The following is a 17,017-nucleotide window of genomic DNA, read 5'->3' as shown; positions in this document are numbered from 1 at the left end:
GGCTACTCTAGATAGTCTAGATTAAAGTCTAGGGTCAATGCTAACTGATTCAATAATGTCTTAGCCAGACCCTTTGTGCGGCTCATTTCGTACTTGTAGAAGAACTTCATCGTATGAATTTTTCCTTCCATCGCTGCTTTTAGAGGGGTGTCGTTTGAAACCTCATCATAGGCTTTATTGGCGATTTTTAGCCATTGCCAGCCAATAATGACTGTTCCGAACAAGTCCATGAAGACAGTAGCATCAGAAAGGTACCTTTCAAAATCTCCTTTCTTAGCTATTGGGGCTAGTTCAGTCAGTACCTGCTGAATCATTTTGAGATTTTGCTCTAATTCATTGGCATAGACATGAAGAGCGTCAATTCTAGAGGCTTTGGCAATGGTTTCCATCACTTCCTCTGCCAACCACTGCAATACCTTTCCATTTTTAAGGTTCACTTTACGACCAAGTAAATCCAGCGATTGAATACCAGTTGTGCCTTCGTAAATAGAAATGATTCGAATGTCTCTATAATACTGCTGCAAGATGAAATCCTGACAAAAACCATAACCACCAAGTATTTGAAGCCCTTGGCTCACAGATTCAAGCCCTTTTTCAGCCGGGTATGTTTTTACAATGGGTGTTAACAATTCAAGGAGGAGATTGTATCGCTCCTTGTCTTCTCCTTCTGCTATTTGCTCCCGATCTAAATAATGAGCTGCCTGTAAAATAAGGCTCAATGAACCTTCGACAATCGACTTTTGATGCAGAAGCATTCTTTTGACATCAGGATGATTGATAATTAAAGTCTGATCTTGTAGTAAGTCTTTGTCTCCGGTCGAAGTCAGTTTTCTTCCCTGAGGCCGTTCTTTGGCATATTGAAGCGAAGCATAATAGGCGGCAGAAGCAATTCCTGCACCCATTCGGCCAGTAGCTATTCTGGCTTCGTTCATCAATTGAAACATATAGGTCAGACCGCGATTTTCTTCCCCAACCAACCAGGCCTCCGAATTTTCAAATACCAGATGTGAAGTGCAATAACCTCGTTGCCCTAGTTTCTCAAATTCACCTGCTGTAGCTACATGATTTTCTTCAAGACTTCCGTTGATAGGTTTGAATTTGGGGACAACGAAAAGCGATACGCCTTTTGTGCCCTCTGGTGCTCCATCAATTCTGCCAAGAAGGAGATGCACAATGTTATCTGCAAACTGATGATCTCCAGCAGAAATAAAGATTTTCTGGCCGTTAATCAGATAGCTGCCGTTTCCTATTGGAGTAGCACTGGTAGTGATGTCAGACAAAGAACTGCCTGCCTGAGGCTCTGTCAGGCACATTGAACCTGTCCATTCCATGTCGAGCATTTTAGGTAGGTACTGATCTTTTAAGACTTGATTTCCAAATGTCGCTATTAGGTTGGCTGCGCCTGTTGTCAGTCCTAAGTATCCAGTAACATGGTTATTGGCAGCTTCCATAATATAGTAAGCAGCATGGAAGAGTGTGTTGGGCATTTGCAAACCACCGTCTTCTTCATTAAAGATTGAGGCAATAAGCCCTAGGTCTCTAGCTTGTTGAAAGATTCGTTCAAATTGAGGATGGATAGTGATTTTTCCTTCCTTATAAACGGAAGGCTTTTGGTCCATCTCCTTGATATAAGGAAAGAGCTCTGCATCGCTTAGCGAAGCAATGGAGTCCAAGAACATATCTATTGATGCAGTGTCATACGCTGAGAAACGGCCTTCGCCCAAAACCGAATCAGTTTTATGGACCTTGTGAATGAGGAATTTGAGCGTTTCTAAATTTGTATATTGATTTTGCATGTGCCTTCTATTAAAGTAATGGTGCTAAAAGCCTACAGACGGATTCTTTCAATTTCTGTTTTAAACTGCGTTTTCTCCAGTCTTCTAATGTAATTTGGATACATTCCTTTTTGTCTTCTTCGAACTGATCGATGAGGGTTTCAACCAAGTCCTCATCGTACAAATATGCATTCACTTCATGGTTCAGGTCAAAACTTCTATAGTCCATATTAGCGGTACCTACGGATGCAAAAGAATGATCTATTGCGATCACCTTGGAGTGAAGAAACCCCTTTTGGTAAAAGTAAATGCTGACACCAGCGGCCAACAACTCTTCGATGAAAGACAAAGATGCGGCCTGTACAATCCATGAATCTGATTCATAGGGGATCATCAATTCTACTTTCACATCACTCTTCGATACTGTGGTAATGGCATCCAGAATGCTCTCGGTAGGAATGAAATAGGGTGTCGCAATTCTCACCTTGGTCCTGGCAGAAGTTATTGCAATAAGGAAGGAGTCCATAATACTTGCTAGTTCCCAATCGGGACCGCTTGCGTTAATCTGAACACAATGATCTCCAAAATGCCCAAGTTCAGGGAAGTACTTGTCCGCTGTCTCTAGTTCATGCTGAACTACAAACTGCCAGTTTAAAAAGAATAGAAACTGTAGGGTTTTCACAGCTTCACCCTCAATCATTAGGTGGGTATCACGCCAGTATTCCGGGTGGGTATGGTTATTAATGTACCGATCACTAATATTGATGCCACCCGTAAACCCCACTTTCCCATCTACAATCAGTATTTTTCTATGATCTCGATAATTGATTTTACTAGTAAAGGATGGAAAGAGTACGGGCATGAATTCTGCTAATTGAACGCCACTGGCTTTTAATTTTTTGAAGAAGCTCTTTTTTAGTGCCAAAGAGCCCACACCGTCTACAAGCATCCTGACCTCAATTCCTTGCTTTGCTTTCTCCATCAAAAGGTCGGTTACCGCTCCGCCAATACCATCATCTTCGAAAATGTAGTACTCGATATGAATATGGTCTTTGGCTTCCCTTAAAGCATTCATCATCTGTGGAAACTTCTCTTCACCATTGCGAAGCACAGTTACAGAATTATTGAGTGTGAGAGGTGATAGGTCGTTTTTCAAAAAGCGAATCAACTTTTCGAATTGGCCATAGGGTTTTATTACTTGAGGGTTGACCCGAGTTTGGTTGTCCAAATGCTCTTGGGCATACAATGGGCCAAATGCCTGATTGATAAGGCCTCTTTTGGCAAAAACCTTCCTTTTCCGTTGATGCTGTCCAAAGAAGAAATATATCGCCACACCAATTATCGGTAGCAACAGCAGCAACATTAAATAAGAATGCGTTTTCAGAGGGTTGCGATTCTCCAATAACAGATTGATCACCACAAAGAAGATGATCACGTAGTACAATGGAAGTATGTAGGGTGAGATGATTTCCCAAACGCCAAGCATACCTAAAGATAGGCTACTTCAGCATAGATTTGATAAATGCGGCACCAAAATCAAGAATTGGGGTGGAGGACATTATCTTGAGTTCTTCGGCCAGAGATGTTTCCTCATCAAGGAACTTAAAAAAGCCCTTTGCGCCATTCTTCTTGAACATAGGGGTAAAGACTTCATCCCCGGTGTACTTGCCTGAGGCCAACACGTTTAAGAGGGTAGCATCGTATTTTTTGAACCTCGCTTTTTCATAAGGCAGGTCCTTTAGCGGATCAATTTCCTTAGAAAGATTATCCACCATCTTAAGGATAATTTTCTGTCCTCGAAGAAAAGTATAGCCAGTAGAGGGTTTTGCAAATCCTCCATTGATGCCAATTCTGATTACATTTTCACTTACCCTCATTTGAAAATCATGATCCGTCATGGGAATAATCCCATATTCATCTTCTACGATTTTGTAATGCTCAATACCTAAACTCTTGATATAAGATTTTAATCGATCTTCGTACACTTCTTGCTCCAAAAGAGACTGATTGAAGATGGTGTATTCGACCAATGCCCTATGTTCGGTAAAGGGTAATATGTAACCGAATCGGCAGTCACCTTCCTGATCAATCTTAAAATCCATATAAGTACAGGCATCCGGATTGAATGCCGGGGTTTCTGTTTCAATTACATAGCCTTTGAAATGCTGCAATAGCGTAGTGGCTTTCTCTTGCTGAAGCTTTGTAGGGTCGAAGGTGCTATCAAAAACCAGTTCCCCTTTGTATTGACCTTTATCCGTAGTAACTACACCACTCTTATCTATACTTTGGATGTCTTCTTTAATCCAGGTTATCCGATCGTCTTCAGACAAAGACTTTTTTATAAACTCGTAGAAATCAATGCCGCGAATGAGCTTGTAGGTGTACGGAGCAAGCTCATATGTCTCGCTAAAACCGCTACCAGCGTATATGGCTTGTTCCCATGATTTATGGACGAGATGCTCAAAGAGGTTGTCGTTTTTTTCCCAAAAGCACCATGTTCTATCATTTTTTGACTTATCTTCCCTATCGATAATAAGGATTGATTTATTCAAATCCCTATTGTTGATCGACACATATGCCAGGGTAAGCCCAGCGGCACCCGCACCGGCTACTACATAATCATAATGCTTCATTAGTCAATAAACTTACAATGATTATTAATCATTTGAGTTTCTATGGTGAATAACCATTTGGCTGATGGTATGTTAAATAAATCTTCAAGGCGATTTTAATTAATCGTTTTGAAAACTTAGTAATATTGTGCCCCCTTCGGGGGGGAATCGAATGAACAAAACAATCTTCATAAGTCTTCTGGCCTTGTGCCTGCTGTCTTCGTGTGCGGTACAAACGATGTGCCCAGCATATCAGTCAGCCTTTGTGCTTGATAAAAAGGAGCAAGACAGGATTTATTCCCTCTTTACAGTGGTAGAAGGGGATACAGTACCCAAGAGACCGATCGGCTTTCGGTTTAAGGCGGATGGAGACACCCTAATGGAGAAGTTTATTGTAGGTACTCAGGGTCGAGGTTTCAGGGTCCAAGGTGGTCGAATCCACTCTTTCGAGAAAGCTGGGTTTACCTACGAGAATAGAAAGAAAGAAAGGCTTTGGGCCAAAGTGTTTAATGGTCGTGAAAAACCCGTTTTAGAGAATCCCTATCTATTCGACAGAATCTTTAAGAAAAGACCTTTTTACAAACTTGATGACCTTGAGTCTAAGTTGATCCATTTCAACAGTACAGAATATGACTCTCTGCTCAAATCAACTCTGAATCGCTTTGATACCACCACTTATACCAGGTTAATGGATGAAATAGCTGAGCTTCCACCGGCTATTCAGGTACAATATGCTCCACTATTGCGAGGAGGTTTCAATGTAGAACAAGAGGCCTATAACAAGCGATTTCAAGATTACTTCTTGAAACTGGAAGAGGCCAAGATTGAAGATTTGTCTGATTCTACGGATTTAGCGGATTTGGAAGGCGATACGCTTTCCACAGATACAGTCACTAAAAAGAAAGGACTGTTTGGCCTTTTCAAAAAGAAGAACAAGACTCCAAAGCCTAAAAAGGAACGGAAGAAGAAGTCCAAAGACGAGAATGAAGAAGGATTACCACCGGAAGAGGATAATCTTGAAATCTGAGGGGTAGGGTATTTCAATGGTTTACGGATTCACCTGTAAACATTGAAATCATGAAAGACCAAAAACATTTATTATTTCTATTTTTTGTCCTTTTGTGCACTGCGATTGTCAGTTGCGACAAGGAAGACGGAGACGATGAATATCCAAACGATCAGGCAGATCAAACCAGAAATTCTGGTCTAGTCGCTCGATATTCGGTATCGGGAAATGATATTTCCCTGATTCAAAGCGGCCCTGCTGCCAATGGTTTTTATAACCAAACCAGACAAAACGAATTCTGGAATTTTTTCACCAACCTTATTCCTGCTGATGCCAGGCAGGTAATGAAGGAGCTGGAGCTCTTTGCGGATTCTGAAGATGGTACAGCTGCATATGTAGCTCCAATTAACCAGAACGACCTTAGCATCTGGGAGATGGGACATAACCTGGATTTCGTCTGGGATAGGAATAACCAGTTTGTACCTGGAGAGAGCGCCTATACCTCCATTCATGAAATTGCTCACCTGATCACCTTGGACAATAATCAGGTGAGTGTAGGTAATGGAGGATGTGAAAGCTTCCATACAGGAGAGGGCTGTAGTACCACAGCATCCTACATCAATCAATTCTATAATCAGTTTTGGGGAGATATATATGCTGAGAATCAGCGCATAGGCCAAGATGATTTTGATGGATTTTTTGCCTTCTATAGAAAGTATCAGAGTCGGTTTGTATCAGAGTATGCGGCCACCAACCCTGGAGAAGATATTGCCGAATCATTTGCAAATTATGTGATGGGCGATGCTCCCACAGGCAACTCTATCGCAGCACAGAAGATCAGGTTCTTTGACCAGTTTCCAGAACTCTCAAACCTAAAGCAGAGAATTAAAGGCAATATCAATTTCCCTATTAGCCTCCCAGGCATTAAGGGAGCCAGATCACAAAGATTTATGGCCAGAGTTGGCTCAGGACTATAGTAGTGCGTTCTTTTGGTTGAATGAAAAAGCGAGCTTGTACGGAGCTCGCTTTTACTTTTTTAAACCACCAAGTTCACAATCTTCTTAGGTACTATGATCACCTTTTTAGGTGTTTTGCCCTCAAGCCACTTTTGTACATTCTCATGCGCCAAAGCAGCAGCCTCAATCTCATCTTTACCCAAGTCGGCACCCAACTGAATTTTAGCACGCATCTTACCATTGACCATCACAGGATATTCAATAGAATCTTCTACTAAATAAGAGGCATCAAAAGCAGGGTACTCAGCATTGATAATGCTCTCCTCATGGCCCAGTAGTGACCAAAGCTCTTCTGTAATATGAGGAGCGTAAGGAGAAATGATCACAATCAAGTCTTCTAAAATGCTTCGATTATTGCACTTCAAAGCCGATAGCTCATTAACACAAATCATAAAAGTACTGACCGAAGTATTGAAAGAGTATCTTTCTATATCTTCTTGTGCTTTTTTGATGGCTTTATGAAGTGATTTCAACTCGTCCTTAGAAGGTTCAGCGTCTGACAAGTTCAAGTTGCCTTGCTCATCGTGAAAGAGTCTCCAAAGCTTTCGCAAGAACTTGTTGACACCATCAATGCCATTGGTGTTCCAGGGTTTGAACTGCTCCAAAGGCCCTAAGAACATCTCGTAAAGTCTCAAGGTATCAGCGCCATATCGTTCTATAATCTCATCAGGATTGACGACATTATACTTCGACTTAGACATCTTCTCGACTTCCCATCCGCAGATGTATTTTCCATCCTCAAGGATAAACTCCGCATCAGCTAAATCAGGTCTCCATTTTTTGAAGGCCTCCGTATCTAAAACGTCATTTCGACAAAGACTGACATCTACATGGATTGGTGTTACTTTGACACTGGCAATGTCAACTGCTATTTGTTGATTAGGATAGAGCTTTGTAACAATGCTTTGTACCTCACTTTCTATTTTGGCAATTCCACCGTCAATATCCTTTTCCGGTTTCAAAACATCTTGAATACCTTTTGAAATGAATATGTTAGGTAGCTTAATATCCAAATCAGGTAAATTCAGCCTGTAGACAAAATTCGATCGCCCCTGGATCATACCTTGGTTGATCAACTTTTTGAAAGGTTCTTCCTGGTTCACAAAACCTAGGTCAAATAATATCTTATTCCAGAAACGTGAGTAAAGCAAGTGACCTGTGGCATGTTCGGACCCACCGATGTATAAGTCTACATTCTCCCAATACTCCTGAACACCCTTGTCTATAAATGCCGCTTCATTATGAGCATCCATATAGCGGTACCAATACCAACTTGAGCCGGCCCAACCTGGCATGGTACTCAATTCCAATGGATATGACTGGTCGTCTCCATCAGGTGAATAAGTAAAGTTTTCTGCCCTGCCTAATGGTGGGTCGCCATCTTCTGTTGGTAAGTATTTATCAATTTCTGGAAGAATGATTGGCAAGTCTTTCTGGTCAACCAAATAAGGAATGTCGTTTTTGAAATAAACGGGTACTGGTTCACCCCAATAGCGCTGTCTCGCGAAAATAGCATCTCTGATCCTGTAGTTGATCTTGCCCTTGCCAACACCTTTTTCTTCCGCAAACTCAATCGCCTTTGCAATGGCATCCTTGCATGAAAGGCCATCCAAGAAACCAGAATTGATCATAGTTCCATCTTTGGTAGCGTCAGCTCTTTCGCTGATATCGGCATCTTTGATCACCGGAACGATCGGCAAGTCGAAGTGCTTAGCAAAATCGTAATCTCTTTGGTCGCCACAGGGTACAGCCATTACAGCACCTGTTCCATAACCTGCCAATACATAGTCGGCCACCCAAATTGGTACTTTCTTACCATTGAATGGATTAGTAGCGTAACTACCCGTGAACACACCAGAAATAGACTTGACATCTGTCATCCTATCTCTTTCAGAGCGATTTGAAGCTTGCTCTACATAACTTTCAACAGCTTCCTTCTGCTCTGGAGTAGTGAGCGCTTTCGTTAAATCACTTTCAGGGGCTAACGACAAGAAGGTCACTCCAAAAATGGTATCAATTCTTGTGGTGAATACCTCGATTTCGATATCAGAATTTTCCACCCGGAACCTCAACTCTGCACCAATGGACTTTCCAATCCAGTTGCGCTGCATTTCTTTTAATGGCTCAGACCAATCGATCGTATCCAATCCCTGAAGCAACCTTTCGGCATAAGCTGTGATACGCATGCTCCATTGCTTCATGTTCTTTCGAACTACTGGGAATCCACCTCTTTCGGAGAAACCATCTTTGACTTCGTCATTAGACAATACGGTTCCCAATTCAGGGCACCAGTTTACGGCAGTGTCTGATAAATAGGTAAGTCGGTATTTGAGCAACATGCGTTGTTGTTCGGCTTCCGACCAGCTATTCCAGTCCTCTGCTGAAAAGTCTGGTGTATCTTCATCGCAAGCGGCATTGATGCCCGCATTTCCAGTTTTGGAGAAACTTTCTTTTAACGAGTCAATGTGCTCTGCCTTAGCAGTGTCATAGTCATACCAGCTATCGAAAATCTGCATGAAGATCCACTGTGTCCACTTGTAGTAGGCCGGATCGCAGGTTTGTACTTCTTTGTCCCAGTCAAAGGCAAAGCCAATATTCTTCAACTGCTCTTTATAGCGAGCAATGTTCTCCTTAGTGGTAATGGCGGGGTGTTGCCCGGTTTGAATGGCATATTGCTCTGCAGGCAGTCCAAACGCGTCAAAACCCATTGGGTGCAAAACATTGAAGCCTTGATTCCTCTTGAACCGAGAAACAATGTCACTGGCGATATAACCCAGCGGGTGGCCCACATGAAGTCCTGCTCCTGAAGGATAGGGGAACATGTCCAATGCATAGAACTTTGGTTTGGAAGTGTCCTTAGTTGCTTTAAAGGTCTCTTTTGCCGTCCAATATGCCTGCCACTTAGGCTCTATTTCACGATGATTGTATTCAGCCATTACCGCTTAACCGATTTTCTTGTTTAAAGTCTGCAAAAATAGTGTTTTTAGTGCCTTTAGAAATGATTTTTGGTAATTATCATCTGATTTACTGCCAAGCGATTATCTTTGGCGGATTAACACGTATCTATGTTCGGACTGTTTAAAAAGAAACCCAAGGAGAAGCCACTTCCTAAATTGTTAGACTTGAACAACAACCCTATTGTGGAAGGCGCTACGGTAAAGTCGCTTCGATATGAATTAGGTGAGTGTACTGTTGAACTTGAAGGTCAGGAATATTTCTATGTTTCTAAGAAGTCAGGTGAACGGGTGAGCTATACCCGAATGGTGGATGCGATTACCGAGAATCAAAAGGTAATGTTAGTCACTGAGGCAGATAAGTAAGCCTTACTATCAGTTGAATTGGCCAAAATGCCAGAGAATTCCGGAAGGGTCATGCATAAAGCATTCTTTACCCCAGCTTTCAATCCGTATAGGAGTGAGCCTTACCTTGGCATACTTCTCATGAAGACCTAAGGCTGTCAATTCCTTCCAATATCTTTCAACATCGTCTACCTCAAGAAAGAGCATGGTGTTGTCTACCCAATCTTTCACGTAGGCCTTTTGTAAGTAAAAGCTCAACGTATCAGTAACACGAAAAAGTGACATGTTATGACTGATCACTGATTCCTCGAAGCCCAATTCTATGTAAAAGGATCTGGATTCTTCAAAGTTCTTAGCACCAATAAAGGCTCTGATCGATTTGGCAACATGTTTCATATGCGAGGTTTGGGTCTATTTACCATGCAAGTAAAGACTTTCGCTCATAAAACATGCTTGATTGAAATCAAGAAATGAATAATCACTTTGTCCCCTATCAAGATTCCAGTAGTTATGATCCATTAAGAAAAAATAACATATCCATTATGAGCTTTTTCCGCTGTTATCCGTTACCTAATGGAAAAGCACATCAAAATGAAAAAACTATCTATTCTCTTCTCGTTCGCTCTCCTATTTAGCTACTCTGCCGAAGCACAATTACTGAAGAAAGCCAAAAGCCTTTTAGGTGGCAAAGGTGGTTTTTCAAAAGAAGAAGCTGCCGATGCCTTAAAAGAGGCCTTTATTCAGGGTACAGGAAAAGGAGTTGATTTGCTGTCACAACTGAATGGTTATTATGGTAATCCAGAGATTAAGATTCCGATGCCTCCAGATGCTAAGAATGTAGAGAACAAGCTGAGGGCGATTGGATTGGGAAATGAGGTAGATAAGGCCATTGAATCCCTAAACCGTGCAGCTGAAGATGCGGCCGTTGAAGCCAAGGATATTTTTGTGGCGGCCATTAAAGGGCTCACCATTACTGATGCGCTGAATATCGTTGGTGGTAAGCAAGATGCTGGTACCCAGTTTTTAAGGGGACAAACAACTGATGATTTGACAGCCAAATTCAGTCCCATTATAAAGACTTCTCTTGACAAAGTTGACGCAACTAAGTATTGGAGTGATGTGATGACCAAATACAATAAGATTCCTTTGGTCAGAAAGGTTGAAACAGATTTAACTGCTTATGTTACGCAACAGGCAATAGATGGTTTGTTTGTGATGATTGCAAAGGAGGAGTTAAATATTAGACAGAACCCTGCTGCAAGAACTTCTGACCTTTTGAAGAAGGTCTTTAAGTAACCATCAATTTCGGCTGGAGACAGCCGATCGCTTCGACCCTAGCTTGTAGGCAAATGAAATGCCTAACAAAGAAATGCCACCCTCACCAACAGGTTCGCCACTGGTGGCTACGTTTAACTCGTATCCAAAGGCTCCAATCAAACCAAGTTTTATACTGTCATTGATTAAAAAGTCATAACCTAATCCGATTGTTGGTTGTAAAACCGTAATATCCGTATTTCCAGATCTGAGCGGCTGATCATCTCGCCAATCAATGTCTAAAAACCACATGCTTGCTCTTCCTTCTAAAAACCAACCAGAAAAGCCTGATTTAAAATATCGCTTGTAGGCCAGTGTAAAACCAGGTCCACCGCCTTCTTCATCGTCATGCTTTCCAAAATCTTGCCGCATGGCAATATTATACCCAAGCTTGCCCACCAGCATCGAATTGGCAGACATTGCCCAATTAGCCTTGAGGTTGATGATAGCGCCAGCTGGATATAATTGGACGCCAAGTCCGGCAGACTCCAATCCCCTTGTTCGTACATCCTGTGCAGCGGCCAATGTCGAAAAAATTACAAATACCAATGTGGCCAGCAGTGCTCTCATGACACTAAATAAAAGTGAAATTGTAATTGGCAATGAAGTTCCACAAGACTACCACCGCAATGGCGATCAGCTTGGCCCAATAGAAGTTCATGTCTCTTTTATTAATCAATAAATAGATGATGAATGTGTTGATCCCTAAGCCTATAAGGGCAAAGCTCAGATATTTAGAATACTGAATCAGTTCATCTGGATTCTGATCATTGAATGTCCAGAACTTATTAAAAAAGAAATTAGAAGTGGCTGCACAAAGAAAGCCCACACCATTGGCCACATATTTATTGACCTTTATGCGCTCCTTCCCTAAAAAAGTAATGCCATAATCTATGGCCATGCCGGAGAGACCAACAAGGCAAAATCTAAAAAATTTGAAGCCTAATTCGAGCATTAAAACTGTGCGCCATTAAATCCGGCAATGCAAATATGCTGAACTATTTTGATTTCTTGAAAAGCCGTACTTTTGTTGCCATACTGAAACACTAACATGTCCCTGAATACTTTATCGTCAGAAAAACAGTCCAACAAGCTTTTTTATACTTTTCTAGCGGTTTGGTTTGTTATTGGCCTCGTCCAAAACTATTTCACTGAAGTCAATGGTGAGGAAGCCTATTACTGGCTATTCTCACAGTATTTAGACTGGGGATACCTAGACCATCCCCCAATGGTCGGTGTGGTTACAGCTCCGGGGTATTGGCTGATGCCCAACCCCTTGGGACTTCGCCTGGGTATGCTGATCGTCAACATTTTAACAATGACGGTAGTATGGAAGACCACAGAAAAGAAGGATACCCAGCTCTTGATATGGATTTTTGTAGCCATGCTGTCCGTCCATGTTGGTTCTTATATGGTCAAGACGGATGTGCCATTAATTCTGGGGGTGGCACTGTTCTATTACTTCTATAAGCAATACCTAAAGGCTGATAGCCTAAAGACGGTATTCTTTTTGGCTTTGTCGATCGCTTTGATTCTTATGAGTAAGCATCACGGTATTTTGGTGGTATTCTTTACGGTGCTGTCCAACGTAAAACTCCTTACCAAAAAGAGCTTCTGGCTAACGGTAGGTTTTACAGTACTGCTCATGCTACCCCATACTTATTGGCAGTACATGAATGAGTTTGCTACCATCAAATTTCATTTGTACAACCGCATTGACATGGGCTTTAGCTGGGAGAATATAGCCTATTATATTGGGGTACAACCACTTGTATTTGGTCCACTAATCGGAGTCTCCTTACTTGCTGCCAGTTATAAGAATAAGGAGGGTACTGATTTCAATCGGGCTTTGAAATTCACCATCGTTGGCGTATTGATTTTCTTCTTGGTATCCACTTTTAAAGTAGAGTTCCACAAGCATTGGACAAGTGTATTGTCTGTTCCTTTTATGCTTTTGGGTCACGAATTTATCCGTAAGAACCAGGGTTGGAGGAAAGTTCTGATAAAGCTTTCCATCGTTTCCATCATCATCGTTATTCCAGCAAGGATTTACCTGATGCATGACTTCTTTCCAAAGAAATGGACGGAAGGATGGGATGTGCTTCACAATTGGGACACTTGGGCCGATGAGATAGAGGAGTTGAGTGGAGGTCTGCCGATCATGTTCAATAATCACTATGAGAGGTCTTCGAGATATGCTTATTTGACAAAGGACATTGTACACTGTTACAATACTTTCGATTATCGCGAAACACACCACGATTTATTGCCACTCGAAGAGAACCTTCAAGGAAAGACGGTTTTTCAAATCAATAGATTTAGGGATACTGTCAATTATAAGGATTACTTTACACAAATAGGGAAGGGGATTCATTACAGAACTATCGAGAATTTCAGGAGTTATCGCAATGTCTGGATTGAAATAGAAGATGGCGAAAAACACTACGATCTTGAAGCTGGAGAAATCGTAGCACTTAAGCTCAAGTTGATCAATAAGTATAAGCGTGGTGTTGACTTTGCCAATGCTGGTGATCGTTTAGTAACGCTCAATGTCCACTACCTAAAAGGCTTAAAACCAGTAGAGAAAGAAAGACTGATGATACTTAATGGTACGATGTCTGAAGGCGAGGAGTTGACATATGATGTTGACTTGAATATACCAGAACTTGAGGGTGATTTTGATATTCGTTTCTCTATCCAAGTTGGACAAATTGAACCTCCGATAAACAGTCGGAAGGTAAAAGTGACAATAGACTAGAACCTGTCTTCGATTTGAGACTTGTTTTTAGGTTGACCTTGTTTGTCGAATCGTTGGGCCAGTTGATACTCTGTCAACCCCATCACTACAAACATGCTCACCGTGATTGCCCCAATTGCCACGTAAATTGCCACCATGGCTTCCATTGTGAAGTAAGCAAATATTTGAATGGTAATCGAAGCTATAGATGTCCACATCATTAGATTACCGGCATACTCATTGGCAAAATCCCAGGCTGCTTGGCTCTTCATAGACCTTTTGGTACGGTAACCCATCATTGAATTGGGTTCTTCAGGACGAACCAGTTTGCCCAGTGTACCTATCAGCACAGATGAAAAGGCTAGCATTACATGTGCTATTATTAACTCAGAATTTTCCATGGGTTAGGTGGTAAAGAGGTCAAAGATATTAGTGATCGTTGATGATTTGCCTCCTTTATAGAGCTCAGTATATCCGCAATTGCCGCATGAAACGGTCATGAACTTACGATTCTGTAAGTCGAAAAATTTACTAAATCCACTACCGGTTGTGGCAATCGTATCTGTTTCGAATGTTCTGTTGTTGCACTTTGAGCACTTGTAGTTTCTATGTTCCATGTTACTTGTCTTGGGGTTTTTTCTTTATCCGACCTGAGTCTTTTAAGGCCTTGTTAACGATCCATTCCATTTGGCCATTTGTACTTCGAAATTCATCTGCAGCCCATTTCTCGACTGCAGATAGAAGCTCTGGATCTAGACGAAGTACAAATGGTTTCTTCTTGGCCATGCTAGTATTTTTCTTTCCCTAAGACCAGGTGTGCTCCCTGACTCATATTGGTTATTACGCGCCAGCCCTGAGCTGATAGGTCATTCAATCTCTTCTCGAATTTCTCGACCTTTTCAAAGGGTCCTTTGGTGATTAGCTTATACTGCATAATTCTAGTGATTTAAAGTTCCAGCATTTACGATGGGTGAAGCCGCCTTATCTGAGCAAAGTACAACCATTAAATTACTTACCATTGCCGCTTTTTTCTCTTCATCTAAGTCTACGATTTCCTTTTTATTCAACTCTTCAAGAGCACTTTCAACCATCCCAACTGCACCTTCTACAATCTTATAGCGAGCTGCTACAATGGCCGTTGCCTGCTGTCTTTGAAGCATGGCGCTTGCGATTTCTTCGGCATAAGCCAAATAACCAATTCTGGCTTCAATCACTTTAATTCCGGCAATGGAGAGCCTTTCTCTTAACTCCTCTTCAAGATCATGATTTACCTCTTCCATTCCGGATCTCAGTGTAATTTCAGAATCATCCTCGAAATTATCATAAGCAAACATCCCTGCGAGCTTTCTAACAGCGGCATCTGATTGAACCCTAACAAAATGCTCGTAATCATTTACATCAAAGGCCGCTTTGTAGGTGTCTTCTACCTGCCAGACTAAGATGACGCTAATCATGATAGGGTTACCGAGTTTATCATTCACTTTCACACGCTCACTGTCGAAATTATGAGCTCTTAGCGACACTTTCTTCTTCACAAAGAATGGGTTAACCCAGAAGAACCCGTTTTCCTTGACAGACCCACGATAGTCTCCGAAGAATATCATGACGCGCGACTTGTTGGGTTGGATGATGAAAAATCCTGGAAGCATGAAAAAGAACAAAACAAACAACAACCCGAAAAATGGATTGTGGGTGACAACGAGTCCTGCAATTGCTCCAAAAAAGATGAGTAAGACGACAGTCAGCATTAAAAAGCCCGACATGGGGCTAAAGGGTCTTTCAAGATTCTTCATAGTATTGAATTTATAATGATATTAAAATGATATCATTTCAAATATACGATCAATTTTAAGAAAGGTTATATGAGTGATGCTTTTCTTCATTGTTTTTGCTAGTAGTGTTACCTTCGGAAATGATCGAGAAAATCACCCGACCCACACTGCTTTTAGATACTCAAAAGATGGAGGCCAATATCAATTTCATGGTTGAAAAGGCCGATCGACTAAATGTGAAGTTGATACCTCACTTTAAGACTCACCAGTCTAAGCAGATAGCAAGGTTTTTTAGTGACAGAGGAATCGATGCCATCACTGTTTCTTCGGTTGAAATGGCCGAGTATTTCGTTGAGAGTGGGTGGAGGGATATTACGGTAGCTTTTCCTTTTAACCGCCTAGAAGTGGAGGTGATCAATGGTTTTGTCCAACAAGGTGTGAAGGTCAAGCTCTTGGTCACAGATGTAGATACAGTCTCTTTTTTAAGAGAGAATTTGGTAGGTCAAGTAAGTCTATTTATCGAGTTGGATGCTGGTTACAATCGCTCTGGGGTAAGTACAGAGCGGATAGATGAGGTTCAGGCAATTGCTCTTGAGATGGATAAATCAGAAAAGACTCATTTCTATGGTTTATACTGTCATCCAGGAAATACATATCACTCGGATTCAATTGAGGGGATCAAAATACTTTGGGCTGATGCTATCAAGAAAGTCAACGCTGTTCGGGAGGCCTTAAGTAGTTTTGGTAGAGAACTGATCGTTCGGATGGGGGATACGCCAGGCTGTGCTGTGGTTGACGATATGGATGGTGTGGATGAGATGGGGCCTGGAAATTTTGTGTTTTACGACTTGGTAATGAACTACCTCAATGTCTGTGATGAGTCAGATATTGCTGTTGCCGTGGCATGCCCGATTGTAGCTAAAAGCGAAGCGCGCAATGAGCTCGTTATTCATGGAGGTGCAGTTCATTTTTCAAAAGACCATCTTTTTGATAAAGGCGAAAACAGGTTTTTTGGTGAAATGGTGGTTCTTAATGAGGCTGGCTGGTCAAATATTATTCCTAATGCCAAACTCATATCCCTGTCACAAGAACATGGTATTATAAAAGTGTCTGATGAGCTTTTGGAGACTTTGCAGGTGGGAGACGTGATCGGCATACTACCGATCCACTCGTGTCTGACGGCCAATTTAATGAGAGAGTACCTCACGCTCGAAGGCCAGCGGTTTGACCATATGTAGATAATTTCCCCCTCTTGTTAACTTTTGAAATTGTGGTTCGTCATTTGGCCAAAGGTGATAAGCACCTTTGAAAAAACTCAGGAATCCACCTCTGGCAGTTCGAGAGACTTTTTATTGAACAGCAGATATTTTTTTCTAGCTGCAACATTTCCTCTCGAAGTCTGATCTAATGATTCGTTGAACTAAGTTTTCGATCATTTACCGATCGTTAGCGATGGTTTACCGATAGCACTTTTTAATAAGGTGAT

18 protein-coding genes are annotated in these 17,017 nt (G+C 41.6%); 6 read left to right on the top strand and 12 right to left on the bottom strand.

What is annotated here, in order from left to right:
• Nucleotides 1-2: 2 nt before the first annotated feature.
• From BFP97_RS09320 to BFP97_RS09310, 3 genes are read right to left on the bottom strand one after another with little or no spacing between them, the layout of a single operon-like run.
• Nucleotides 3-1,796 (bottom strand): acyl-CoA dehydrogenase, encoded by a 1,794-nt coding sequence (locus tag BFP97_RS09320; RefSeq protein WP_069842157.1) that lies wholly within the window; start codon nucleotides 1,794-1,796, stop codon nucleotides 3-5.
• 10 nt (nucleotides 1,797-1,806) lie between these two features.
• Nucleotides 1,807-3,261, bottom strand: a complete 1,455-nt coding sequence (gene cls / locus BFP97_RS09315) for a cardiolipin synthase (protein WP_069842156.1) — start codon at nucleotides 3,259-3,261, stop codon at nucleotides 1,807-1,809.
• Nucleotides 3,262-3,274: 13 nt separating this feature from the next.
• Complete coding sequence (locus tag BFP97_RS09310; protein WP_069842155.1) at nucleotides 3,275-4,408, bottom strand: lycopene cyclase family protein; 1,134 nt, start codon at nucleotides 4,406-4,408, stop codon at nucleotides 3,275-3,277.
• Between the two features lie 151 nt (nucleotides 4,409-4,559).
• Here BFP97_RS09310 and BFP97_RS09305 point away from each other — a divergent pair, with 151 nt between their 5' ends.
• Both BFP97_RS09305 and BFP97_RS09300 read left to right on the top strand, forming a co-directional pair.
• Nucleotides 4,560-5,414, top strand: coding sequence for a hypothetical protein (locus tag BFP97_RS09305; protein ID WP_139135248.1), 855 nt, complete (start codon nucleotides 4,560-4,562; stop codon nucleotides 5,412-5,414).
• A gap of 50 nt (nucleotides 5,415-5,464) precedes the next feature.
• On the top strand, nucleotides 5,465-6,370 hold the full coding sequence (locus BFP97_RS09300; protein ID WP_069842153.1) for a hypothetical protein: 906 nt from the start codon (nucleotides 5,465-5,467) through the stop codon (nucleotides 6,368-6,370).
• 59 nt (nucleotides 6,371-6,429) lie between these two features.
• On the opposite strand, the gene BFP97_RS09295 is transcribed toward BFP97_RS09300, so the two are convergent.
• Nucleotides 6,430-9,345, bottom strand: coding sequence for a leucine--tRNA ligase (locus BFP97_RS09295; protein WP_069842152.1), 2,916 nt, complete (start codon nucleotides 9,343-9,345; stop codon nucleotides 6,430-6,432).
• A gap of 129 nt (nucleotides 9,346-9,474) precedes the next feature.
• On the opposite strand from BFP97_RS09295, the gene BFP97_RS09290 reads away from it, so the two are divergent.
• A complete protein-coding gene (locus BFP97_RS09290; RefSeq protein ID WP_069842151.1) occupies nucleotides 9,475-9,729 on the top strand; it encodes a hypothetical protein in 255 nt (84 codons plus the stop codon).
• Between the two features lie 9 nt (nucleotides 9,730-9,738).
• Here BFP97_RS09290 and BFP97_RS09285 read toward each other — a convergent pair whose 3' ends face one another.
• Nucleotides 9,739-10,104 carry a VOC family protein gene (locus tag BFP97_RS09285; protein ID WP_069842150.1) on the bottom strand — a complete coding sequence of 122 codons (366 nt, stop codon included), beginning with the start codon at nucleotides 10,102-10,104 and terminating at the stop codon, nucleotides 9,739-9,741.
• A gap of 195 nt (nucleotides 10,105-10,299) precedes the next feature.
• Here BFP97_RS09285 and BFP97_RS09280 point away from each other — a divergent pair, with 195 nt between their 5' ends.
• Entirely contained in the window at nucleotides 10,300-11,004 is a 705-nt protein-coding gene (locus BFP97_RS09280; RefSeq protein WP_069844260.1) for a DUF4197 domain-containing protein, read from the top strand.
• A gap of 3 nt (nucleotides 11,005-11,007) precedes the next feature.
• Here BFP97_RS09280 and BFP97_RS09275 read toward each other — a convergent pair whose 3' ends face one another.
• On the bottom strand, nucleotides 11,008-11,592 hold the full coding sequence (locus tag BFP97_RS09275; RefSeq protein WP_069842149.1) for a hypothetical protein: 585 nt from the start codon (nucleotides 11,590-11,592) through the stop codon (nucleotides 11,008-11,010).
• A 4-nt stretch (nucleotides 11,593-11,596) separates the two neighbouring features.
• Nucleotides 11,597-11,977 (bottom strand): GtrA family protein, encoded by a 381-nt coding sequence (locus BFP97_RS09270; RefSeq protein ID WP_069842148.1) that lies wholly within the window; start codon nucleotides 11,975-11,977, stop codon nucleotides 11,597-11,599.
• 96 nt (nucleotides 11,978-12,073) lie between these two features.
• Here BFP97_RS09270 and BFP97_RS09265 point away from each other — a divergent pair, with 96 nt between their 5' ends.
• Nucleotides 12,074-13,780 (top strand): ArnT family glycosyltransferase, encoded by a 1,707-nt coding sequence (locus tag BFP97_RS09265; protein ID WP_069842147.1) that lies wholly within the window; start codon nucleotides 12,074-12,076, stop codon nucleotides 13,778-13,780.
• On the opposite strand, the gene BFP97_RS09260 is transcribed toward BFP97_RS09265, so the two are convergent.
• Genes BFP97_RS09260 through BFP97_RS09250 form a run of 5 tightly spaced genes read right to left on the bottom strand, consistent with a single transcriptional unit; the run spans nucleotide 13,777 to nucleotide 15,552 of the window.
• The gene (locus tag BFP97_RS09260) at nucleotides 13,777-14,160 is read right to left on the bottom strand and encodes an SdpI family protein (RefSeq protein ID WP_069842146.1); all 384 of its coding nucleotides are present in this window, start codon (nucleotides 14,158-14,160) and stop codon (nucleotides 13,777-13,779) included. The genes BFP97_RS09265 and BFP97_RS09260 overlap by 4 nt on opposite strands.
• Nucleotides 14,161-14,163: 3 nt before the next feature.
• Nucleotides 14,164-14,376 (bottom strand): zinc ribbon domain-containing protein, encoded by a 213-nt coding sequence (locus BFP97_RS20245; protein WP_083262494.1) that lies wholly within the window; start codon nucleotides 14,374-14,376, stop codon nucleotides 14,164-14,166.
• A gap of 1 nt (nucleotide 14,377) precedes the next feature.
• Nucleotides 14,378-14,545: an Arc family DNA-binding protein gene (locus tag BFP97_RS09255; protein WP_069842145.1), complete on the bottom strand. Its 168-nt coding sequence runs from the start codon at nucleotides 14,543-14,545 to the stop codon at nucleotides 14,378-14,380.
• A gap of 1 nt (nucleotide 14,546) precedes the next feature.
• The gene (locus BFP97_RS20720; protein ID WP_170827440.1) at nucleotides 14,547-14,693 is read right to left on the bottom strand and encodes a hypothetical protein; all 147 of its coding nucleotides are present in this window, start codon (nucleotides 14,691-14,693) and stop codon (nucleotides 14,547-14,549) included.
• 4 nt (nucleotides 14,694-14,697) lie between these two features.
• Complete coding sequence (locus BFP97_RS09250; protein ID WP_069842144.1) at nucleotides 14,698-15,552, bottom strand: SPFH domain-containing protein; 855 nt, start codon at nucleotides 15,550-15,552, stop codon at nucleotides 14,698-14,700.
• 119 nt (nucleotides 15,553-15,671) lie between these two features.
• Here BFP97_RS09250 and BFP97_RS09245 point away from each other — a divergent pair, with 119 nt between their 5' ends.
• Nucleotides 15,672-16,769, top strand: a complete 1,098-nt coding sequence (locus BFP97_RS09245) for an alanine racemase (protein WP_069842143.1) — start codon at nucleotides 15,672-15,674, stop codon at nucleotides 16,767-16,769.
• Nucleotides 16,770-17,017 lie beyond the last annotated feature (248 nt).

The sequence above is a fragment of the Roseivirga sp. 4D4 genome, from assembly GCF_001747095.1.
Classification (GTDB): Bacteria; Bacteroidota; Bacteroidia; order Cytophagales; family Cyclobacteriaceae; genus Roseivirga.
Note: the sequence above shows the minus strand (reverse complement) of the source record. Positions and strands in the feature narration are given on the sequence as shown.